The following is an 18,740-nucleotide window of genomic DNA, read 5'->3' on the forward strand; positions in this document are numbered from 1 at the left end:
GGCCGCCTCGGTGGTGTTCGCCGTGGGCATCGCCTGGCAGCTCAAGCCCGACGCACCGCAGCCCTCGCCCAGCGCGGCCCCGTCGGCCGCGGTCGCGGCGCTGCCCGCACCCGCAGCGGCACCGGAGGCATCCGAGGCACGCCACGATGAAGCGCCGATGGCCGCTGCCGACGTGGCCGAGGTTGCCACGGCACCGGTCGCAAAACCGTCCGCGCCGCCGCCGGCACCGCCACGCGCCGACACGCGCGAGCCATTGGTCACCCGGCCCGTGCCCGCCCCGATCGTGGCCGCACCGATGCCGCCGCCTCCGCCGGCGCCGGCAGCACCGGTGGCGGCCCCGTCGCCGTCGCCGTCCCAGGCCTACGCGCTGGACGCCGTTGCTGCGCCTGCGCCTGCGATGGAGAAGATCACCACCACCGGCAGCCGCGCACGTCAGCAGGCCACCGATATCCAGTCCGCGCCGATGGCGGCCGAACCGGCGCGCAACGCCGCCGGTGCGCCCGGGGTGATGCGCCGCGCCGCGCCAGCGGCGATAAGCGGCACGCTGTCCGACAGCGCCGTCAACGCCGCGGTCGATGCCGATGCCACGCTGCCCCGCAAGCAATGGCTCCAGCGCATCCGCGAGCGCCGCGACAACGGCGACGTGGATACCGCGCGCGCCAGCCTGGAACGCTATCTGCAGCACTATCCGGAAACCCGCGTCCCGCGTGACGTACGCCAGCTGCTGGACAACTGACGCGCCCGGTCGCAGCCAGCCCACTACAATGGTGGGAATGTCCGACACGCTCGCCACCCCCGTCAGCCACAGCCTGGAGATCAAGCACAGCCGCTTCATCGCCCATGCGGCGCCCATCGATGACGCGGCGGCGGCCCTGGCCTTCCTGCAGCAGGTGGCCGTGCCCGACGCCACCCACAACTGCTGGGCCTACCGGCATGGCGGGGAATACCGCTCCAGCGACGATGGCGAGCCGGCCGGTACTGCCGGGCGCCCGATCCTGGCGGCGATCGACGGCCAGGGCTTCGACCGGGTGATGGTGGTGGTGATCCGCTGGTATGGCGGCATCAAGCTGGGCGCCGGCGGTCTGGTCCGCGCCTACGGCGGCACGGCTGCCGAGTGCCTGCGCACCGCCCCACGGCAGCCGTTGATCGCGCTGGCCGCGCTGCGCATCCACGCCGGCTTCGAAGACCTGGGCGCCCTGCATGCCGCATTGGCCGGTCACAGCGCCGAAAAACTGGCCGAAACCTTCACCCCGTCGGGGGTCGAGCTGCAGGTTCGTTTGCCGGCCGATCAGGCCGACCCGTTGAAAATCCGCCTGCGCGACGCCACCCGTGATCGTATCCGCATCGAAACATGCCCCGAACCAGGCCATCTGAATGACTGACACCTCCCCCGCGCAGGCCCCGGCCGTGCGTCAGCTCGGCAGCCTGGGCACGCTGTGGCCGTTCGTGCGTCGCCACACCGGGCTGTTCGTGGCCTGGCTGGTGGCGCTGGCGCTGTCCTCGGTGGCCACGCTGAGCCTGCCGCCGGCGGTGAAGCTGATGATCGATCACGGCTTCAACGACAGCGGCCAGATCAACCGCGCCTTCGCCCTGCTGTTCCTGGTCGCGGTGCTGCTGGCGCTGGCCACCGCCGCGCGTTTCTTCTTCGTGTCGTTGCTCGGTGAAAAGGTCGTCGCCGATCTGCGCAGCCGCCTGTACGCACACCTGATTTCGCTTGGCGCCGGTTTCCACGACCGCAGCCGCAGCGGCGAACTGGTGTCCCGACTCACCGCCGACAGCGAACTGCTGCGCAGCGTGATCGGCTCCACCATGTCCGTTGCCCTGCGCAGCAGCGTCACGGTGGTGGGCAGCCTGGTGATGCTGTTCGTTACCAGTCCGCACCTGGCCGCGTGGTCGCTGGTCGGCATCCCGCTGGCGGTGCTGCCGATCATCATCGGCGCACGCCGGCTGCGCAACATCTCGCGCGCCAGCCAGGACCGCGTCGCCGACGCGAACAGTCTTGCTGCCGAAACCCTCGGCGCGGTGCGTACCGTGCAGGCGCATGCGCGCGAGCCGTACGAACGGGGCCGCTTCAATGCGGCACTGGCCGAATCGATCCGTGCCGCACGACGCCGCATCGGGGCGCAGTCGATCGTCACGGCCACCGCGATCGTGCTGGTGTTCGGTGCGATCGTCGGCGTGCTGTGGCTGGGCGCGCACGATGTCATCGACGGCAACATGACCGCCGGTACGCTCGGCCAGTTCGTGCTCTACGCACTGATCGGCGGCGGCTCGGTCGGTGCCCTGGCCGAAGTCTGGAACGAATTGCAGCGCGCCTCCGGCGGCATGGGCCGGATCGCCGAGCTGCTGCAGGAAGACATCGAAATCGCCACCCCGGCCGATCCGCTGCCCCTGCCCACGCCGTTGCGCGGCGAGATCCGCTTCGACGACGTGGTCTTCCACTACCCGCAGCGCCCGGACACCGCCGCGCTGGAGCATTTCAACCTGCATGTGCGCCCCGGCGAGACCGTGGCCCTGGTCGGTCCGTCCGGTGCGGGCAAGAGCACGGTGCTGTCGATGCTGTTGCGCTTCCACGATCCCGCCTCGGGCAGCATCCGGGTCGATGGCGTGGACGTGCGCCGGGTCGATCCGGCGCAGTTGCGCGCGCAGCTGGCGCTGGTGCCGCAACAGCCCACGCTGTTTGCCAGCACCGCGCTGGAGAACATCCGCTACGGGCGCCTGGAGGCCACCGATGAGGAGGTGCAGCGCGCCGCCGAAGCCGCCGAAGCCGATGAGTTCCTGCAGGCACTGCCCGATGGCTACCTGAGCGAACTGGGTGAGCGTGGCGCACGCCTGTCCGGTGGCCAGCAGCAGCGCATCGCGATCGCCCGTGCACTGCTCAAGGACGCGCCCATCCTGCTGCTCGACGAAGCCACCAGCGCGCTGGATGCGCAGAGCGAGCGCGCGGTACAGCAGGCGCTGGAACGGCTGATGGCCGGGCGCACCACGCTGGTGATCGCGCATCGCCTGGCGACCGTGCTCAAGGCCGACCGCATCGTGGTGATGGACCACGGCCGCATCGTCGCCCAAGGCACCCACGCCGAGCTGCTGGCCGAAGGTGGGATGTACGCCGAACTGGCCAGGCTGCAGTTCATCGACTGATGACGCACCGCTAACGCGGCACGTTGCATGGTGCGCTGGTCATCGATCCGTGCCACCGCAGGAGGTGCTTCATGTCGTTTCGACAGTTCCCCGCCACCGACGCCGCCGGCGAGAGCTACGTCATCGTCGAGTTCAAGGATGAGCAGCCCGGCAACACCGCGCCGGCCGAAAACAGCGCACGCTATGAGCTGGCCGACGGCCGCCATCTGGTCCGTGATGGCCGTCAGTTCCGCACCCGCGGCGGCGAGTTGATCCTCACCACCTGAGTGCCGGACGTACTGCGCTCGCTGTCAAGAAAAATAGTTTCCGAAAGGCTGGTCATTTTCTGGCCAGTCTTCTTGACAGCCTGTGACCGCAAGGGATGCGCGCGGTTATCCACATGTTTGTGCGCAACTCATCCACACCCCCTGTGGATGAATGCGGCGTCGCAGCACGTCAGCGCGACAACACCCGGCCGATCCCGGACGCATCGATTTCCTGCGCCGCGCGTTGCAGCGCCGCTGCATCGCTGCCGGCCACGAAGCCGACACGGAAATGCACTTCACCGCCCGGCGTACGCGAGGAATGGATCGACGCCAGGCTCACCGCATGCCGTTCGAACACATGCAGCAGTTCGCGGAGCGAGCCGGGGCGGTCCTCGGGCAGGTGCACGCTGATCGCATTGCGTTCGGTCAGGTCGGCAAGCAGGTAGCCGACGCGTTCGAAGGTGTAGTTGCCTTCGGCCAATACGGCCTCGCCCTGGCTGTCACGGTTGTCCAGCAGCAGGTGCTGGCGGAAGGCCGCGCGTGCAGCGTCATCGCCCTGCCCCACCTGGTCGCGCAGTTGCTGCAGCTGGCCCAGCAGGCGGTCCAGCATCGGGCCCACGTGCGGGTTGCCGAACTGGATGTCTTCGTAGATGGCCGGGTTCAACGACAGGATGCGCGCGATGATCGCGGTGTCCAGTTCGAACGACGCCGAGCGGTACGGCATCAGCGCCGGCAACGCTCCCAGCAGGGGCGCGTACTCGCGCAGCACTCCGGCCTGGGCCAGGTGGGTGGCGTGCACCATCGCCTGCACCAGCGCCATTACCTGGTCGTGGTGCGCGGGCGTGGCGCGCACGCACTCGGCTTCCAGCGCGTCGCACAACTGTTGCACCCAGGGCTGCCAGCGCGACAACCGCGCTTCGCAGACCACCATCACCCGCCCCTTCAGCGTCGGTGCCTTGGGCGGTGCGGTCATCGGATGCAGCCCCACCACCTCGGCCTGCGAGGCCAGCATCGCCGCGACCGGATCGCTCTTTACCGAGGTCACATCCAGCCACAGGCGCCCGGACTCGCGCCCGGCCGAACGCGCCACGTAGTCGGCGATCAGCGCGGGCGTGTGGCGGATGGGCGCGGAGAAAACCAGTACATCGGCCCGCTGCAGCAGCACCTCCGGATCGTCCGAGTGCGGATCGGCCGGATCATGGCCGATCACCTCCAGGCCCATGCGCCGCTCGAGGAACCCACGGAGCCAACGCCCGTACGCGCCGGCGCTGCCGACGATGCCGACAACCGGTGCTGCCCTCACGCCAAGCGCTCGGGCACGAAGCGCTGCGGCAGGGCCAGCGCGGCCGGCGCGGCGGCCAGCACGTCGAACTCTTCATGGCCATTGGCCAGGGTGGTCTCCAGGGCCACGTGCACGCCGGCGATGGCGCGCGAGATCGCCTGCTCGAACGCTTCACCGCGCAGCAGGAACGCTACCAGCAGCGACATCAGCACATCGCCCGTACCGGCCACGTCCACCGGCAGGTGCGGCGAGGACCAGCGCCAGATCGCCTCACGGCTGACCGCCAGCGTGACCAGTTGGCCCGGGTCACCGCCGACGCTGTGGGCGAGTACCCATTCCGGCCCGCGCGCAAGCAGCGTCTGCGCAGCGGCGATGGCCTCGTCCTGGGCCAGGCTCGGCATGCCGGTCAGGCGACCGAGTTCGAAGGCGTTGGGGGTCACCAGCCAGGCATGCGGCAGCAGGCGTTCGGCGAAGACCTTTTCCAGGCCCGGCTCGACGTAAGGCCCGGTGTGGGTATCGCCGATCACCGGGTCCAGGCAGTAACGCAGCTGCGGTGAAGACGGCAGCACCGCGTCGAGCCAGTCGGCAAAGGCCGCGCCGTTGCCGACGCTGCCGAAATAGCCGGAGATCAGCATCCGCGCCCGCTGCGGCAACCCGCGCTCACCGGCGCCCAGCAGCAGGTCGGCGAACCAGTCCGAGGGCAGCACGCGGCCCCGCGTGGTCGCGTAGAACGGCGCATTGCTCAGCAGCGTGGTCGGAATTTCGGCGACACGCACGCCCAGCGCGCGCAACGGCGGCACGGCAGCGCTGTTGCCGGCGTAGCCATACACCAGCTGCGACTGCACCGAGATGACGTCGACCGGCGACGGACCGTCCGGGCGCTGGCGGCGTCCATGGACCAGATGGCTTTCGAGGGATTCGTTCATCCCGACATTTTACGCCTGCCGCCCCGACCGGCGGAGACTCCGGGAAAGCCGCACCATGGATGGCTGCTTCTCCACCCGGGGGTAGAGCCACCCCACGGGCGGCTGCGTGTCCGCCCAGTGTATAGCCACCCCCTGAGTGGCTGCTTGTCCACCCAGGTAGAGCCACCCCATGGGTGGCTGCGCGCGGTGCCGAAACGAAGAGCAGCCACCCACGGGGTGGCTCTACCCGGCGACGGACAAAAAAGGCCCGCTGTCACCAGCGGGCCTTCGTCACATCCGTTGAATCGCCGGTCGCTTACGAGGTCATCCGATCCCAGAAACCCTTCACGCCGTCGATGAACGTCGCCGACTTCGGCGAGTGCTTGCGCGCTTCTTCGCCGGTGAAGGTGGTTTCGAACTGCTCCAGCAGCTTGCGCTGCTCAGGGGTCAGGTTGACCGGGGTTTCCACCACCACGCGGCAGTACAGATCGCCTTCGCTGCGACTGCGCACCGAGCGCACGCCCTTGCCGCGCAGGCGGAACAGCTTGCCGGTCTGGGTTTCGGCCGGGATGCGGATTTCCGCGTACCCGCCCAGGGTGGCCACGCGCACGGTGTCGCCCAACGCAGCCTGCGAGATGCGGATCGGCACTTCGCAATGCAGATCGTCGCCGTCGCGCTGGAAGATCGCGTGCTCGCGCACCCGCACTTCCACGTACAGATCGCCCGGCGGCGTACCGGCCGGACCAGCCTCGCCTTCGCCGGACAAGCGGATGCGGTCGCCGCTGTCGACGCCCGCGGGCACCTTCACCGACAACACCTTGTCTTCCTCCACACGGCCATTGCCGTGGCAGGTCTTGCACGGGGTCTGGATGATCTTGCCGCGCCCGTTGCAGTTGTGGCACGCCTGCTGCATCGCAAAGATGCCGCGCTGGATGCGCACCTGGCCGTGGCCATGGCACACGCTGCAGGTATCGACCTTGCCGTCTTCGGAGCCACTGCCGTTGCAGTCGTCGCATTCGGCCAACGTCGGGATCTCGATGCGGCGTTCCACGCCCATCACCGCTTCTTCCAGGTCCAGCTCCATCACATAGCCGACATCGGCGCCGCGACGGGCCTGGCGCTGGCCACCACCACCGGCACCGCCGAAGATGTTGCCGAAGATGTCACCGAAGATATCGCCCATGTCCGGGCCGCCGGGACCACCGCCACCGCCGCCCATGCCGTGCTCGAATGCAGCATGGCCGTGGGCGTCGTACATGCGGCGCTTGTTGCTGTCGGACAGGGTTTCGTAGGCTTCCTTGCACTCCTTGAAGGAGGCTTCGGCCGCGCTGTCGCCCGGGTTGCGGTCCGGGTGGAACTTCATCGCGCAACGGCGATAGGACTTCTTCAGTTCTTCTTCGGTCGCGGTGCGGGAAACGCCCAGCACTTCGTAATAGTCACGCTTGCTCATAGGGTTGAATCGGGTTCCGGTGGTCGGGATTCGTCAAAGCGGAAGAGCGGAACCAGGTCCGCTCTTTCGCCGGGGCGCCCCGACAAACCGCAGGCGGCTGCCAGGACCTAAGGGGAAACAAGCACGGGACGTTGCCTGCGCAACGTCCCGCATCCTGTCCGGATCAGGACTTCTTGTCGTCCTTCACTTCGGTGAACTCGGCGTCGACCACATCGTCGTGCGCGCCGGCGTTGGCACCGGCATCCGCGCCCGGCGCCGCACCGCCCTGCTCGGCCGCGGCCGAGGCGGCGAACAATGCCTGGCCGGCTTCTTCAAGAACCTTCGACTTGGCTTCGATCTGCGCCTTGTCGTCGCCCTTCATCGCCGTTTCCAGGTCGGCCAGGGCCGACTCGACCTTGCCGATCACATCGCCACCGACCTTGCTGCCGTGCTCGGTGATCGCGGTACGGGTACCATGGATCAGCGCGTCGGCCTGGTTGCGGGCCTGGACCAGCTCATGGAACTTCTTGTCTTCTTCGCGGTTGGCTTCGGCATCGGCGACCATGCGCGCGATCTCGTCCTCGGACAGACCCGAACCGGCCTTGATTTCGACCTTCTGTTCCTTGTTGGTCTTCTTGTCCTTGGCCGACACGTGCAGGATGCCGTTGGCGTCGATGTCGAAGGACACTTCCACCTGCGGCATGCCACGCGGGGACGGCTCGATGCCGGACAGGTCGAACTTGGCCAGCGACTTGTTGAAGCGGGCCTGCTCGCGCTCACCCTGCAGCACGTGCACGGTCACGGCCGACTGGTTGTCCTCGGCGGTGGAGAACACCTGCGAGGCCTTGGTCGGGATGGTGGTGTTCTTCTCGATGATCTTGGTGAACACGCCGCCCATGGTTTCGATACCCAGCGACAGCGGGGTCACGTCCAGCAGCAGCACGTCCTTGACGTCGCCGCCCAGCACGCCGCCCTGGATCGCCGCACCCAGTGCCACGGCTTCGTCCGGGTTGACGTCCTTGCGCGGTTCCTTGCCGAAGAACTCGGTCACCGCCTGCTGCACCTTCGGCATGCGTGTCTGGCCACCGACCAGGATCACTTCGCTGATGTCGCTCGAGCGCAGGCCGGCGTCGTTCAACGCCACGCGGCACGGCTCGATCGACTTCTTGATCAGCTCTTCCACCAGCGCTTCCAGCTTGGCGCGGGTCAGCTTGATGTTCAGGTGCTTCGGACCGGAGGCGTCGGCGGTGACGTACGGCAGGTTCACTTCGGTCTGCTGGGCGCTGGACAGCTCGATCTTGGCGCGCTCGGCCGCATCCTTCAGGCGCTGCAGGGCCAACGGGTCCTTGCGCAGGTCGATGCCCTGGTCCTTGTTGAACTCGTCGACGAGGTACTCGATGACGCGGTTGTCGAAGTCTTCGCCGCCCAGGAAGGTGTCGCCGTTGGTGGCCAGCACTTCGAACTGCTTCTCACCGTCGACGTTGGCGATCTCGATCACCGACACGTCGAAGGTGCCGCCGCCCAGGTCGTACACCACGATCTTGCGATCCTTGTTGTCGCCCTTGTCCAGGCCATAGGCCAGCGCGGCCGCGGTCGGCTCGTTGATGATGCGCTTGACGTCCAGGCCGGCGATGCGGCCGGCGTCCTTGGTGGCCTGGCGCTGGCTGTCGTTGAAGTAGGCCGGCACGGTGATCACCGCCTCGGTGACGGTCTCACCCAGGAAGGCTTCGGCGGTCTTCTTCATCTTCTCCAGCACGCGGGCGGAGATTTCCTGCGGCGCCATCTTCTTGGCGTCGCTGGTCTGCACCCAGGCGTCGCCGTTGTCGTGGGCCAGGATGCCGTAGGGCACGTGCGCGATGTCCTTCTGGACTTCAGCGTCGGTGAACTTGCGGCCGATCAGGCGCTTGACGGCGTAGAAGGTGTTCTTCGGGTTGGTGACGGCCTGGCGCTTGGCCGAGGCACCCACCAGTACTTCGCCGTCCTTGGTGTAGGCGACGATGGAAGGCGTGGTGCGGTCGCCTTCGGCATTTTCGATGACGCGGGCCTTGCCGCCGTCCATGATCGCCACACACGAGTTGGTGGTGCCGAGGTCGATACCAATGATCTTGCCCATGAGGGAGACTCCTGAAAGTTCTGGGAACATCCGGCTGCTGCCGGGTTATGAATGGGATGTGGGGGACGGCTGGACTACATTCAAGCCACCCACCAAACACTGTGTCCGGTGGAAGCGCAACGCATTCAGCGTCGCGCAAGCCGGGTCAATCGCGGGCGACCACGACCAGCGCCGGGCGCAGCAGGCGATCGTTGAGCAGGTAACCCTTCTGGAACACCTGCACCACGCTGCCGGGCGCCGCGCCGGGCGCGTCGACCTGGCTGATCGCCTGGTGGTGGTCCGGGTTGAAGGCCTGGCCGGTCGGGTCGAGCAGGGTCAGGCCGTTGTCGGCGGCAACCTTGAGCAGCTGCTTGTAGGTCAGCTCCAGGCCTTCGCGCAGCGGGCTGGGCTCGGCACCGGCGGCACTCAGGCCGGCGTCGAGGCTGTCGAAGACCGGCAGCAGCTCGCCCAGCAGCTTTTCATTGGCGAAGCGGCGCGCCTGTTCCACGTCGCGGGCCACGCGCTTGCGCTGGTTGTCCAGGTCGGCGCGTTCGCGCAGCGACTCGGCACGCAGCAGGGCGACCTCGTTGTGCAGGCTGTCCAGCTGCTGCTGCAGGGACGGCTCGGCAGCCGGCTCACCGGCGGGATTCTGGGATGCGATATCGGGCTGATCTTGGTTCATTTCCGGATCCTTGGCGGTGACTCTCCGCCTCCACCCACCCCTATGTGGGCGCGGGGTGCGGATTCAAGAGTCCAATGCCAGGTTTATGCGCGATCGCGGGACAATCCGCCGCCCGCCGGGTCGCCCAGCGCGGCGCCCAGCACCTGCGCGGTAGCCTCCACCAGCGGAATCATGCGGTCATACGCCATCCGCTTCGGGCCGATCACCCCGAGCACGCCCAGTACCTGGCCGCCGGCCGAGTACGGCGCGGTGACCAGCGAGACCCCCTCCAGCGGCATCACCCCGGTCTCTTCGCCGATGAAGATGCGCACGCCCGGGGCCTGGATGGTGCGCTCGAGCAGCTGCAGGATCTCGCGCTTGCTGGCAAACACATCGAACAGCTCGCGCAGACGCTCCAGGTCGGACAGGTCCTGCACCCCCATCAAGCGGGTCGCCCCGGCCAGCACCATGTCATCGGCCGGCGGCACCATCGCCTGCTCGGCCAGTTCGATGCTGTGCGCCAGCAGCTGCTCCATTTCCGACTGCGCATCGCGCAGCTCCAGCAGCAGCCGCGCACGGATCTCGGCCAGCGGCCGGCCCGCGCAGTTGGCATTGAGGTAGTTGGCGACCTGCTCCAGCTCGCCTGGACCGAAGGCACGGCGCGGCTCGATCACCCGGTTCTGCACTTCGTTGTCGGCAAATACCAGGATCGCCAGCACGCGGCCGGCATCGAGTGCCACGAAATCGATGTGGCGGAAGGCGAACTGCTCGCGGCGCGGGGCGCTGACCACCCCGACAAAGTGGCTCATCGCCGACAGCAGCTCCGACGCACTGCCGAGCAGCGCCTGGGTGCCGGTGCCGGTGGCCAGCTCGCTGCGCAGCCGGCTCAGTTCGCCCTCGCCCGGCGGCTGCATCTTGACCAGGCTGTCCACGAACACCCGGTAGCCGTGCGCGGTGGGCACCCGGCCGGCCGAGGTATGCGGCGAACTGAGCAGGCCCAGGTCTTCCAGGTCGCCGAGGATGTTGCGGATGGTCGCCGGGCTGACATCCAGCCCGGCCAGTCGCGCCAGCGTCTGCGACCCCACCGGCTCGCCGTCCTGGATATGGCGCGCGATCAGCGTCCGCAGCAGATGGCGGGCGCGGGGAGCGAGATGGGTGGCGGAGGGGTGCATGGAATCAGCCTGTGAGACGCAACACTAGATAATGGCGATGGGGCCCGTTGGCAAGCCATCGGTACATCACGATTGATATCCGCGCATTGGAGCCGCCCCTCACCCATGCTAGCGTTGCGCGGCTCGAGAACAGACAACCATGCTCAAACATCTATCGATCAAGGATTTTGCCGTCGTCCGCGCTACCGAACTCGAATTCGGGCCGGGCATGACCGTGGTTTCCGGCGAGACCGGCGCGGGCAAGTCGCTGATGGTCGACGCGCTGGGCTTCCTGTCCGGCCTGCGCGCCGACAGCGGCGTGGTCCGCCACGGCGCCGCCCGCGCGGAACTGTCGGCCGAATTCGCCCCCGGCGAAGACGCCCCGGCGCGGCGCTGGCTGCGCGAGAATGAACTGGACGACGAGGACCAGTGCCAGCTGCGCCGGATCATCCGTGCCGACGGCGGCTCGCGCGCCTGGATCAACGGGCGCCCGGTCACCCTCACCCAGCTGACCGAGCTGGCGTCCACGCTGGTGGAAATCCATGGCCAGCACGAACAGCAGGCGCTGCTCGCGCGGCCCTCGCAGCTGGCCCTGCTGGACGCGTTCGCGCGCAACGAGACCGAGCGCGGCCAGGTCCGCCAGGCCGCCGCACGCTGGCAGGCGCTGGTGGACGAGGCCGAATCGCTGTCGCGCCAGGGCGATGTCAGCGACCGCATCGGCTACCTGGAACACCAGTTGGGCGAGCTGCAGCGCGAGGATCTGGAACCGGCCTCGATCGCCCAGCTGGGCAGCAGCCACCGCCGCCAGGCCCACGCCAGCGCGCTGATCGCCGCCTGCGACGTGGCCGTGGCGCGCCTGAACGGCGATGAAGACACCTCCGCGCTGCAGCTGCTGCAGCAGACCCGCCACGAGCTGGCGCGGGTGGCCGAACACGATCCGCGCCTGGGCGAGGTCGATGCCCTGCTCGACAGCGCCGCCATCCAGCTGGACGAGGCACTGGCGCTGCTGGACCGCGTCCACGACGACCTGGACGCCGACCCGGAACAGTTCGAGGACATCGAGCGCCGGCTTGGTCGCCTGCACGACCTGGCGCGCAAGCACCGGGTGCCGATGGAAGCGCTGGGCGAGCACCGCGACGCGATGGAAGCAGAGGTCGAGCAGCTGCGCGGCGCCGACACCCGGCTGCAGGCGCTGGCCGGCGAGATCGATCGCGCCGCCGGCCAGTGGCAGACCGTGGCCGAGGTGCTGAGCAAGAGCCGCCGCGAGGCCGCCAAGGCGCTGTCGGACACCACCACCACCCTGATCGGCGAGCTGGGCATGGGCGGCGGGCAGTTCCTGATCGACCTCGAGCCGCAGACCGTGGTCAAGCCGGACCCGAACGGCGCCGAGCGGGTCGAGTTCCTGGTCGCCGCCAATGCAGGGCAGCCGCCGCGCGCCCTGCGCAAGGTCGCCTCCGGCGGTGAACTGTCACGTATTTCGCTGGCCATCGAGGTGGCCGCGCTGGGCCTGGACGCGGTGCCGACCATGGTCTTCGACGAAGTCGATTCGGGCATCGGCGGCGCGGTGGCCGACATCGTCGGGCACAAGCTGCGCGCCCTCGGCGAGAAGCGCCAGGTGTTGTGCGTCACCCACTTGCCGCAGGTCGCGTCCAAAGGCCACGCGCATTACCGGGTCAGCAAGGCGCCGGTGGACGGCATGACCCAGAGCGCGGTGGAGAAGCTGGACCCCAAGGCCCGCGAGGAAGAACTTGCCCGGATGCTGGGCGGGGTGGAAGTCAGCAAGGAAGCCCGCGCGGCCGCCCGCAAGCTGCTGCAGGTTTGAGGGCAGGTACCGACCCACGGTCGGTACCCGCCGCTGGCCGGTTCCGCACGCCCCCCAACATACCTCGCGTAATGCGCAGGCCGCCGGCCGGGTCCGGATACACCCGACGCACCGCGGGTCTCGTCGGACGCTGGCTGGCGCCTTGCGTTGCCGCGCCCCGCGGCCATTACCCCAACGGGCGGGACAGATCCACCCGTTCCACCAGGAAATCCAGCAACGCGCGCACCCGCAGCGGCAGGTAACCGCCCTGCCCTTGGAACACCGCGTGCACCTCTTCCAGATCGCCCGGGTTGGCGTGCTCCAACACCGGTAGGAGCCGCCCGGCGGCGATGTCGTCCTGAACCTGGAACGCCGCCAGCCGCGCCATCCCCACCCCGCCCAGCACCAGCCGCCGCAACGCCTCGCCGTCGCTGGCCCGTGCACTGCCCTGGGTGGCTACCACCCGCCGCTGCCCGTCCACCATCAGCGGCCATCCGGACTGCGCGCGCGGGTGGCCGATATCGAGCCGGTTGTGCGCCAGCAGTGCATCGGCCGTCGCCGGCAGGCCGTGGCGGAGGGCATACGCCGGTGCCGCCACGATCACCATCGGCGTCGCCCCCAGCAGCCGCGCCACCAGGCGGGAATTCTTCAGCGGCCCGGCGCGCACGGCCACGTCGGTGCGCTGCTCCAGCAGATCGATCACCTCGTCGGTCAGCACCAGATCCACGCCCACCTGCGGATGCCGGGCGAGGAAGTCCGGCAACAGCGGCAGCAGGAAGTGGTGCCCGAACGGCACATTGGCATTCACCCGCAGTCGCCCGCGCGGCTCGGCATGGGCACTGGCGCAGCGCTCGGCCTCGTCCAGGTCGGCCAGCACCCGCAGCCCCCGCTCGTAGAAGGTGCAGCCCTCCGGCGTGAGCTGCAACTGGCGGGTCGAGCGTTGCAGCAGGCGCGCGCCCAGCCGCTGCTCCAGCCGCGACACCAGCTTGCTGACCGCCGACGGGCTCAGCTCCAGCGAGCGCGCCGCCGCCGAGAAACCGCCGGTTTCGATGACCCGGACGAACACTTCCAGTTCGCCGGAACGGTTGATATCGGTGCCTGCCATGGGATGAATCCAGTTCACAGATGATTGTCCGCACGCAGTCTAGTTCACAGATGCGGCGCGGATCACCATGGCCGTCCCCACCCGACGGATCGCCCGATGAATGCACTCACCCGCCTTGCCGCCACGGCCCTGCTTACTGCCACCACCACCGTAGCCGCAGCGCCTCCCGCCCGCTGGGTGGCCAGCTGGCAGGCCAGCCCGCAGCCCGTGTGGGGCGCGGATTTTCTGTTCCCCACAGGCATTCCCGCGCAGTTGGACGCACAGACCGTCCGCCAGACCGCGCGCCTGAGCCTCGGCGGGAATCAGCTACGGGTGCGCCTGAGCAATGCCTACGGCGACCAGCCGGTCCGGATCAGCGCCGCGAGCGTTGCCGCCGCGCCCGGACAGGTGCCGATGGCCCTCGCCTTCGATGGCCAGGCCGAGGTGGTCATCGCCCCCGGCCAGGAGCGCCTGAGTGACCCGCTTGGGCTGGTCACCAGCGCCCTGCAGGCCGTACAGGTCAGCGTGTACATCCCGGATCGGCTGCGCCTGCGCACCTTCCATTGGGATGGCCGGCAAACCGCGCTGATCGGCTCCGGCGACCAGACCCGCGCGCCGGTGCTGGCGCCCACCTCGACCACCACCGCGCGCCTGTTCCTGACCGGCATCGAGGTCCAGGCCGGCGCCACCGCACGCAGCGTGGTGGTGATCGGCGACTCGATCACCGATGGCGCCACCGCCAGCCTGGACCGCGACCAGCGCTGGACCGATCACCTGGCGGCGCGGCTGGCGCCACGCGGCGTGGCCGTCGTCAATGCCGGCATCTCCGGCGGCCGGCTGTTGCGCGATGGCATGGGTGACGCGGCCGTCTCCCGCGTCCAGCGCGACGCGCTCGACCCGTCCGGCGTGGCCAGCGTGATCGCGCTGATCGGCATCAACGACATCGCCTGGCCCGGCACCGCCTTCGCCCGCGGACAGGTGGCGCCGACGCTGGCCGAGCTGCAGGCCGGCTACCGGCACCTGGTCGAGCGCGCACATGCCCGCGGCGTACGCATCCTCGGCGCCACCCTGCCGCCGTTCGCCGGTGCCCTCCCCGGCACCCCGCTGGACGACTACTACCAGCCGGACAAGGACGCCCTGCGCCACCAGCTCAACGCCTGGCTACGCAACGACGGCCCGTTCGATGCGGTGATCGATCTTGACGCGGCCCTGCGCGATCCCTGCCATCCCGAGCGGCTGGCACCTGCCTTCGATTCCGGCGATCACCTGCACCCGGGCGATGCCGGCAACCGGGCAATGGCCGACGCGGTGGACTTGGACGCTCTGCTCCCGGACGTTGCACCCGTCACCGCCACCGCGCGCTGAAACGCAAAAACCCCGGGCCAGGGCCCGGGGTCCGGTGAAGCGCGGTGCGGGTCGGCGGCGGCCTGACGACCGGCCGCCGGGCCATTACCGACGCTTCTTGCGTACGTACAGGACGAGCGAGTGCTCTTCCAGCTCGTAGCCGTGTTCGGTGGCGATCTTGCGCTGAAGTTCTTCGATCTCGTGGCTTTCGAACTCGATGATCTTGCCGGTGTCCACGTCGACCATATGGTCGTGGTGGCCGCCGCGATCAAGTTCATAGACGGCCTGCCCGCCTTCGAAGTTGTGCTTCAGCACCAGGCCGGCGGCCTCGAACTGGGTCAGCACGCGATACACCGTGGCCAGCCCGATCTCGTCGCCGTGCTCCAGGAGCTGGCGGTAGATGTCTTCGGCGGTCATGTGGTGCTGGTGGTTCTGGGCATTGCGCTGTTCGAGCAACGCCAGGATCCGCATCCGCGGATGGGTCACCTTCAGGCCGACTTTGCGCAGGTCGTGGGTTTCCATAGTTCTCCGTTCATTGGCGATTTAGCGCCAGCTGCCTCGGATTGGGTCGCGGCGACGCGTCGTGAGTGTATCATCGACTGGATTTCCCCAAACGCCCTTTCCGATGCGCAAACTCCTGCTGGTCGCCGCCGTTGCCCTGTCCACCACGGGCTGCGGCATCATCTATAAGCAACCCATCTATCAGGGCAACCTGATCCGGGAGCAGGCCGTCGGTCAGCTGCAGGCGGGCCAGAGCAAGCAGCAGGTCACCGCGCTGCTCGGCACCCCCTCGATCCCGGACCCGTTCCACGCCCAGCGCTGGGATTACACCGCCAGCCAGCGCGTGAACCGCCTCGGCCAGACCGAAGTGAAGAACTTCACCGTCTACTTCGAGAACGATGTGGTTACCCGTTGGGAGGGCGAGTACTTCGCCAACAACGACGCCGACCTGGCCAAGACCACGGTGCGCCAGTTCGGCCGCAACCTGGCCAAGGACAAGAAGAAGCGCGGCGGCCGCTGAGGCCACCGCCACGTTCTTCAGCTGCCGGCGCGGGCGCGTCGGCGGCGGTTGTCCTTCGGATCGGCCAGCAACGGGCGCAGCAGCTCGACCCGGTCCCCATCGCACAGCGTCTGGGTGGGCCTGGCCAGCAGCCCATGCACGGCCACGGCCGGGCACTGCTCACTGCCCTCCAGCGCGGCGGCGGCAATGGCGTCGGCCACCGTGGCGGTATCGGGCAACTGCAGCTGGCGTGATGCCACCCGATCCGGCCAGGCCAGCACCACTTCCACTGCGATCACCGCTCAGTCCTGCCCATCGGCGACGCGGACGAAATCATTGACCATGCGGTCGGCCAAGCCCTGGAAGCCCAGTGCCAGCGCCGGGCCCAGCAGTCGCGAGTTCGGTTCGAACTCCAGGGTCAGGGTCACCTTGCAGGCGTCCTCGGCCAGCGCATGGAAGTCCCAGCGCCCATGCAGGCGCTTGAACGGGCCATCGCGCAGCTGCATGTCGATGCTGCTGGGACGTTGCAGGGTGTTTTCGGTCATGAACCAGGTCGAGAACGAGCCCAACCCAAGGTCCAGGCGCGCCACCAGGCGGTCCGGACCGGATTCCAGGATCTGCGACGCCGAGCACCAGCGGAACCGGCGCGGATAGGCATCGATATCATTGACCAGATCGAACATACGGGCAGCCGAATGTTCGACCAGGGCACTACGGCGGATAGTTGGCATGCGGCAATACTGTGTGCTGATGAATCGACCGGGGAGGCCCGAATCGGAGACAATACGGACATGAGCAAGAACAGCGGCAAGGATAAAGCAAACAACGCGACGGCCAACAAAACCATCGCGCTCAACAAGCGTGCCCGCCACGAGTACCACATCGAAGACCGTTTCGAGGCCGGCCTGGCGTTGCAGGGCTGGGAGGTCAAGTCGATCCGCGCCGGGCGCGGCAACATCATCGATGCGTACGCCTACGTGCGTGATGGCGAGATCTATCTGATCGGCGCGCAGATCACCCCGTTGATCCAGGCCTCCTCCCACGTGGTGGCCAACGACCGTCGCGAGCGCAAGCTGCTCCTGCATCGCAACGAGATCGACAAGCTGATCGGCAAGGTCCAGCGCGACGGCTACACGATCGTGCCGACGGCGATGTACTGGAGCAAGAACAAGATCAAGCTCGAGATCGCACTGGCCAAGGGCAAGCAGACCCACGACAAGCGCGACGCCGAGAAGGACCGCGACTGGGCGCGCGAGAAGTCGCGCACCATGCGCCGCCACAACCGCGACGCGTGATGGAGCGCACGGTGCGCGCGCCGTGCATCCAGCCGGCCAGTGCCGAGGACACCCGGGCGGTGTTCGCCGGCCTGCTCGCCTTCAACCAGGCCGCCAGTGGCGATGCCCTGGACGAACAGCCGGTCAACCGCGTGATCCACGATGCCGCCGGCCAGGCCGTGGCCGGCATCGCCGCCGATGTCTGCGGTGGCTGGCTGATGGTGCATGCGCTGTGGGTAGACCAAACCCAGCGTGGCCGGGGTCTTGGCCAGGCGCTGCTGGCCGATGCAGAGCAGCAGGCCCGGGCGCTGGGCGCGCACGCCGTGACCCTGGATACCTTCTCCTGGCAGGCCGAGGGCTTCTACCTCAAGCAGGGCTATGCGGTGTTCGGTCGGCTGCAGGGCTTCCCGCCCGGCCACGAGCGCCTGTACCTGCGCAAGCCGCTTTAGCGCCCCCGCCCTTCCCGCAAACCGTCCCGGCAGCAGGTTGTTTCCCCTCCGAGGCGCGCAGCTGTCAGAATCCCCGCATTGATACGGAAAGGATCCGCGCGTGACCCTCGAACATACCCCGGAGCCGGTGCAGACGGCCGACGAACTGACCACCCTGCGTGCCGACGTGGCCGCGCTGGAGTTCATCTTTGACGAACTCGCCCGCGCCATGGACCCCGCCGCGCTGCTCAAGGTGCTGACCTACCTGATCCGCAACGCCAAGCGCGCTGCGTCGGAGAACCAGAGCTACGACAGCCTGGAGCACCGTCGGCTGGTTGCCCAGGTGGAATCGCTGATGGCACGGGCCGAACCCCAGGCCAAGAAGCAGGCGATGACCGTGCGCAACGAGCACAATCGGGTGCGCAAGGAAAAGGCCCGCCACCAGGCCGACAGCCGTCGCCAGCAGGAAGGCAAGCGCTGATTCCCCTCCGCTGGGCACCGGGCAAGGCAGGAGTGGCCGTGCACCGTGACTGTTCAGCTGAATTGGAGTAGCATCGAGCCCGTCAAGTAGCGTCTGGGTCGCCAGATGTGTTGCGGTTCTTGAAGAAACCGGGGGTGCATTGGTTTCGACGGGGGTTGTGAAGTTACTTGGTGCATGCCGAGGGGGCAGCTTTCCTCGTTAATCCAGCAGCAAACTTTTAGTTGCCAACGACGACAACTACGGTTCGAACGACTTCGCAATCGCTGCCTAAAAACAGCTTTAGCGTTTAGTTCTACAGCCGCCTAAGGCGAACCCCCGAACCTACTTGTGCCCGTGCTCGTAGATGTAGGGTCATTATCACGGAACCGGTTGTGATGGCTGCCTGTCAGTCACGACTTAACTAAAGCAGGCTGGTCCTGGGG

20 protein-coding genes and 1 other RNA gene are annotated in these 18,740 nt (G+C 68.1%); 11 read left to right on the top strand and 10 right to left on the bottom strand.

Going from position 1 to position 18,740, the window contains the following annotated elements; genetic code table 11:
* From AC1DR7_RS17530 to AC1DR7_RS17545, 4 genes are all read left to right on the top strand, one after another.
* Positions 1–736, top strand: a 736-nt coding sequence (locus tag AC1DR7_RS17530; protein ID WP_478076583.1) for a hypothetical protein, incomplete at its 5' end; no start/stop codon positions are given.
* Between the two features lie 37 nt (positions 737–773).
* Positions 774–1,382 (top strand): IMPACT family protein, encoded by a 609-nt coding sequence (locus AC1DR7_RS17535; protein WP_256774006.1) that lies wholly within the window; start codon positions 774–776, stop codon positions 1,380–1,382.
* On the top strand, positions 1,375–3,141 hold the full coding sequence (locus AC1DR7_RS17540) for an ABC transporter transmembrane domain-containing protein (RefSeq protein WP_457318670.1): 1,767 nt from the start codon (positions 1,375–1,377) through the stop codon (positions 3,139–3,141). Before AC1DR7_RS17535 ends, AC1DR7_RS17540 begins: the two co-directional genes overlap by 8 nt.
* Positions 3,142–3,212: 71 nt before the next feature.
* The gene (locus AC1DR7_RS17545; protein WP_256774008.1) at positions 3,213–3,407 is read left to right on the top strand and encodes a hypothetical protein; all 195 of its coding nucleotides are present in this window, start codon (positions 3,213–3,215) and stop codon (positions 3,405–3,407) included.
* 169 nt (positions 3,408–3,576) lie between these two features.
* Here AC1DR7_RS17545 and AC1DR7_RS17550 read toward each other — a convergent pair whose 3' ends face one another.
* The 6 genes from AC1DR7_RS17550 to hrcA all read right to left on the bottom strand — a co-directional run bounded on the left by AC1DR7_RS17550 (position 3,577) and on the right by hrcA (position 10,927).
* Complete coding sequence (locus AC1DR7_RS17550) at positions 3,577–4,689, bottom strand: prephenate dehydrogenase (RefSeq protein WP_457318672.1); 1,113 nt, start codon at positions 4,687–4,689, stop codon at positions 3,577–3,579.
* Positions 4,686–5,594, bottom strand: coding sequence for a pyridoxal kinase (gene pdxY, locus AC1DR7_RS17555; RefSeq protein ID WP_457318673.1), 909 nt, complete (start codon positions 5,592–5,594; stop codon positions 4,686–4,688). The genes AC1DR7_RS17550 and pdxY overlap by 4 nt, the downstream gene beginning before the upstream one ends.
* Before the next feature lie 295 nt (positions 5,595–5,889).
* Positions 5,890–7,023 (bottom strand): molecular chaperone DnaJ, encoded by a 1,134-nt coding sequence (gene dnaJ / locus AC1DR7_RS17560; protein WP_256774011.1) that lies wholly within the window; start codon positions 7,021–7,023, stop codon positions 5,890–5,892.
* A gap of 163 nt (positions 7,024–7,186) precedes the next feature.
* A complete protein-coding gene (gene dnaK, locus AC1DR7_RS17565) occupies positions 7,187–9,115 on the bottom strand; it encodes a molecular chaperone DnaK (RefSeq protein WP_457320523.1) in 1,929 nt (642 codons plus the stop codon).
* Between the two features lie 145 nt (positions 9,116–9,260).
* Positions 9,261–9,776: a nucleotide exchange factor GrpE gene (gene grpE, locus AC1DR7_RS17570; protein ID WP_256774013.1), complete on the bottom strand. Its 516-nt coding sequence runs from the start codon at positions 9,774–9,776 to the stop codon at positions 9,261–9,263.
* A gap of 83 nt (positions 9,777–9,859) precedes the next feature.
* On the bottom strand, positions 9,860–10,927 hold the full coding sequence (gene hrcA, locus AC1DR7_RS17575; RefSeq protein ID WP_256774014.1) for a heat-inducible transcriptional repressor HrcA: 1,068 nt from the start codon (positions 10,925–10,927) through the stop codon (positions 9,860–9,862).
* Positions 10,928–11,066: 139 nt separating this feature from the next.
* On the opposite strand from hrcA, the gene recN reads away from it, so the two are divergent.
* Positions 11,067–12,728, top strand: a complete 1,662-nt coding sequence (recN, locus tag AC1DR7_RS17580) for a DNA repair protein RecN (protein WP_457319990.1) — start codon at positions 11,067–11,069, stop codon at positions 12,726–12,728.
* A gap of 166 nt (positions 12,729–12,894) precedes the next feature.
* On the opposite strand, the gene AC1DR7_RS17585 is transcribed toward recN, so the two are convergent.
* Complete coding sequence (locus tag AC1DR7_RS17585) at positions 12,895–13,812, bottom strand: LysR family transcriptional regulator (RefSeq protein ID WP_457319988.1); 918 nt, start codon at positions 13,810–13,812, stop codon at positions 12,895–12,897.
* A 96-nt stretch (positions 13,813–13,908) separates the two neighbouring features.
* Between AC1DR7_RS17585 and AC1DR7_RS17590 the strand changes: the two genes are divergently transcribed.
* Positions 13,909–15,156 (top strand): SGNH/GDSL hydrolase family protein, encoded by a 1,248-nt coding sequence (locus tag AC1DR7_RS17590; RefSeq protein WP_457319986.1) that lies wholly within the window; start codon positions 13,909–13,911, stop codon positions 15,154–15,156.
* A gap of 84 nt (positions 15,157–15,240) precedes the next feature.
* On the opposite strand, the gene fur is transcribed toward AC1DR7_RS17590, so the two are convergent.
* Positions 15,241–15,657, bottom strand: a complete 417-nt coding sequence (gene fur, locus AC1DR7_RS17595) for a ferric iron uptake transcriptional regulator (protein ID WP_312239326.1) — start codon at positions 15,655–15,657, stop codon at positions 15,241–15,243.
* Between the two features lie 103 nt (positions 15,658–15,760).
* Between fur and AC1DR7_RS17600 the strand changes: the two genes are divergently transcribed.
* The gene (locus AC1DR7_RS17600) at positions 15,761–16,156 is read left to right on the top strand and encodes an outer membrane protein assembly factor BamE (protein WP_256774019.1); all 396 of its coding nucleotides are present in this window, start codon (positions 15,761–15,763) and stop codon (positions 16,154–16,156) included.
* Positions 16,157–16,173: 17 nt separating this feature from the next.
* Here the strand turns inward: AC1DR7_RS17600 and AC1DR7_RS17605 are convergent, their stop codons facing one another.
* On the bottom strand, positions 16,174–16,434 hold the full coding sequence (locus AC1DR7_RS17605) for an RnfH family protein (protein ID WP_256774020.1): 261 nt from the start codon (positions 16,432–16,434) through the stop codon (positions 16,174–16,176).
* A 3-nt stretch (positions 16,435–16,437) separates the two neighbouring features.
* On the bottom strand, positions 16,438–16,866 hold the full coding sequence (locus AC1DR7_RS17610) for a type II toxin-antitoxin system RatA family toxin (protein WP_256774021.1): 429 nt from the start codon (positions 16,864–16,866) through the stop codon (positions 16,438–16,440).
* A 60-nt stretch (positions 16,867–16,926) separates the two neighbouring features.
* On the opposite strand from AC1DR7_RS17610, the gene smpB reads away from it, so the two are divergent.
* The 4 genes from smpB to ssrA form a co-directional block, all read left to right on the top strand.
* Complete coding sequence (smpB, locus tag AC1DR7_RS17615; RefSeq protein ID WP_256774022.1) at positions 16,927–17,430, top strand: SsrA-binding protein SmpB; 504 nt, start codon at positions 16,927–16,929, stop codon at positions 17,428–17,430.
* An 11-nt stretch (positions 17,431–17,441) separates the two neighbouring features.
* Positions 17,442–17,858, top strand: a complete 417-nt coding sequence (locus AC1DR7_RS17620; protein WP_457321784.1) for a GNAT family N-acetyltransferase — start codon at positions 17,442–17,444, stop codon at positions 17,856–17,858.
* Between the two features lie 100 nt (positions 17,859–17,958).
* On the top strand, positions 17,959–18,318 hold the full coding sequence (locus tag AC1DR7_RS17625) for a hypothetical protein (protein WP_256774024.1): 360 nt from the start codon (positions 17,959–17,961) through the stop codon (positions 18,316–18,318).
* 130 nt (positions 18,319–18,448) lie between these two features.
* Positions 18,449–18,740, top strand: a transfer-messenger RNA (tmRNA) gene (gene ssrA / locus AC1DR7_RS17630); the annotation flags it as partial.

This window comes from Stenotrophomonas sp. P5_A9 (assembly GCF_056400525.1).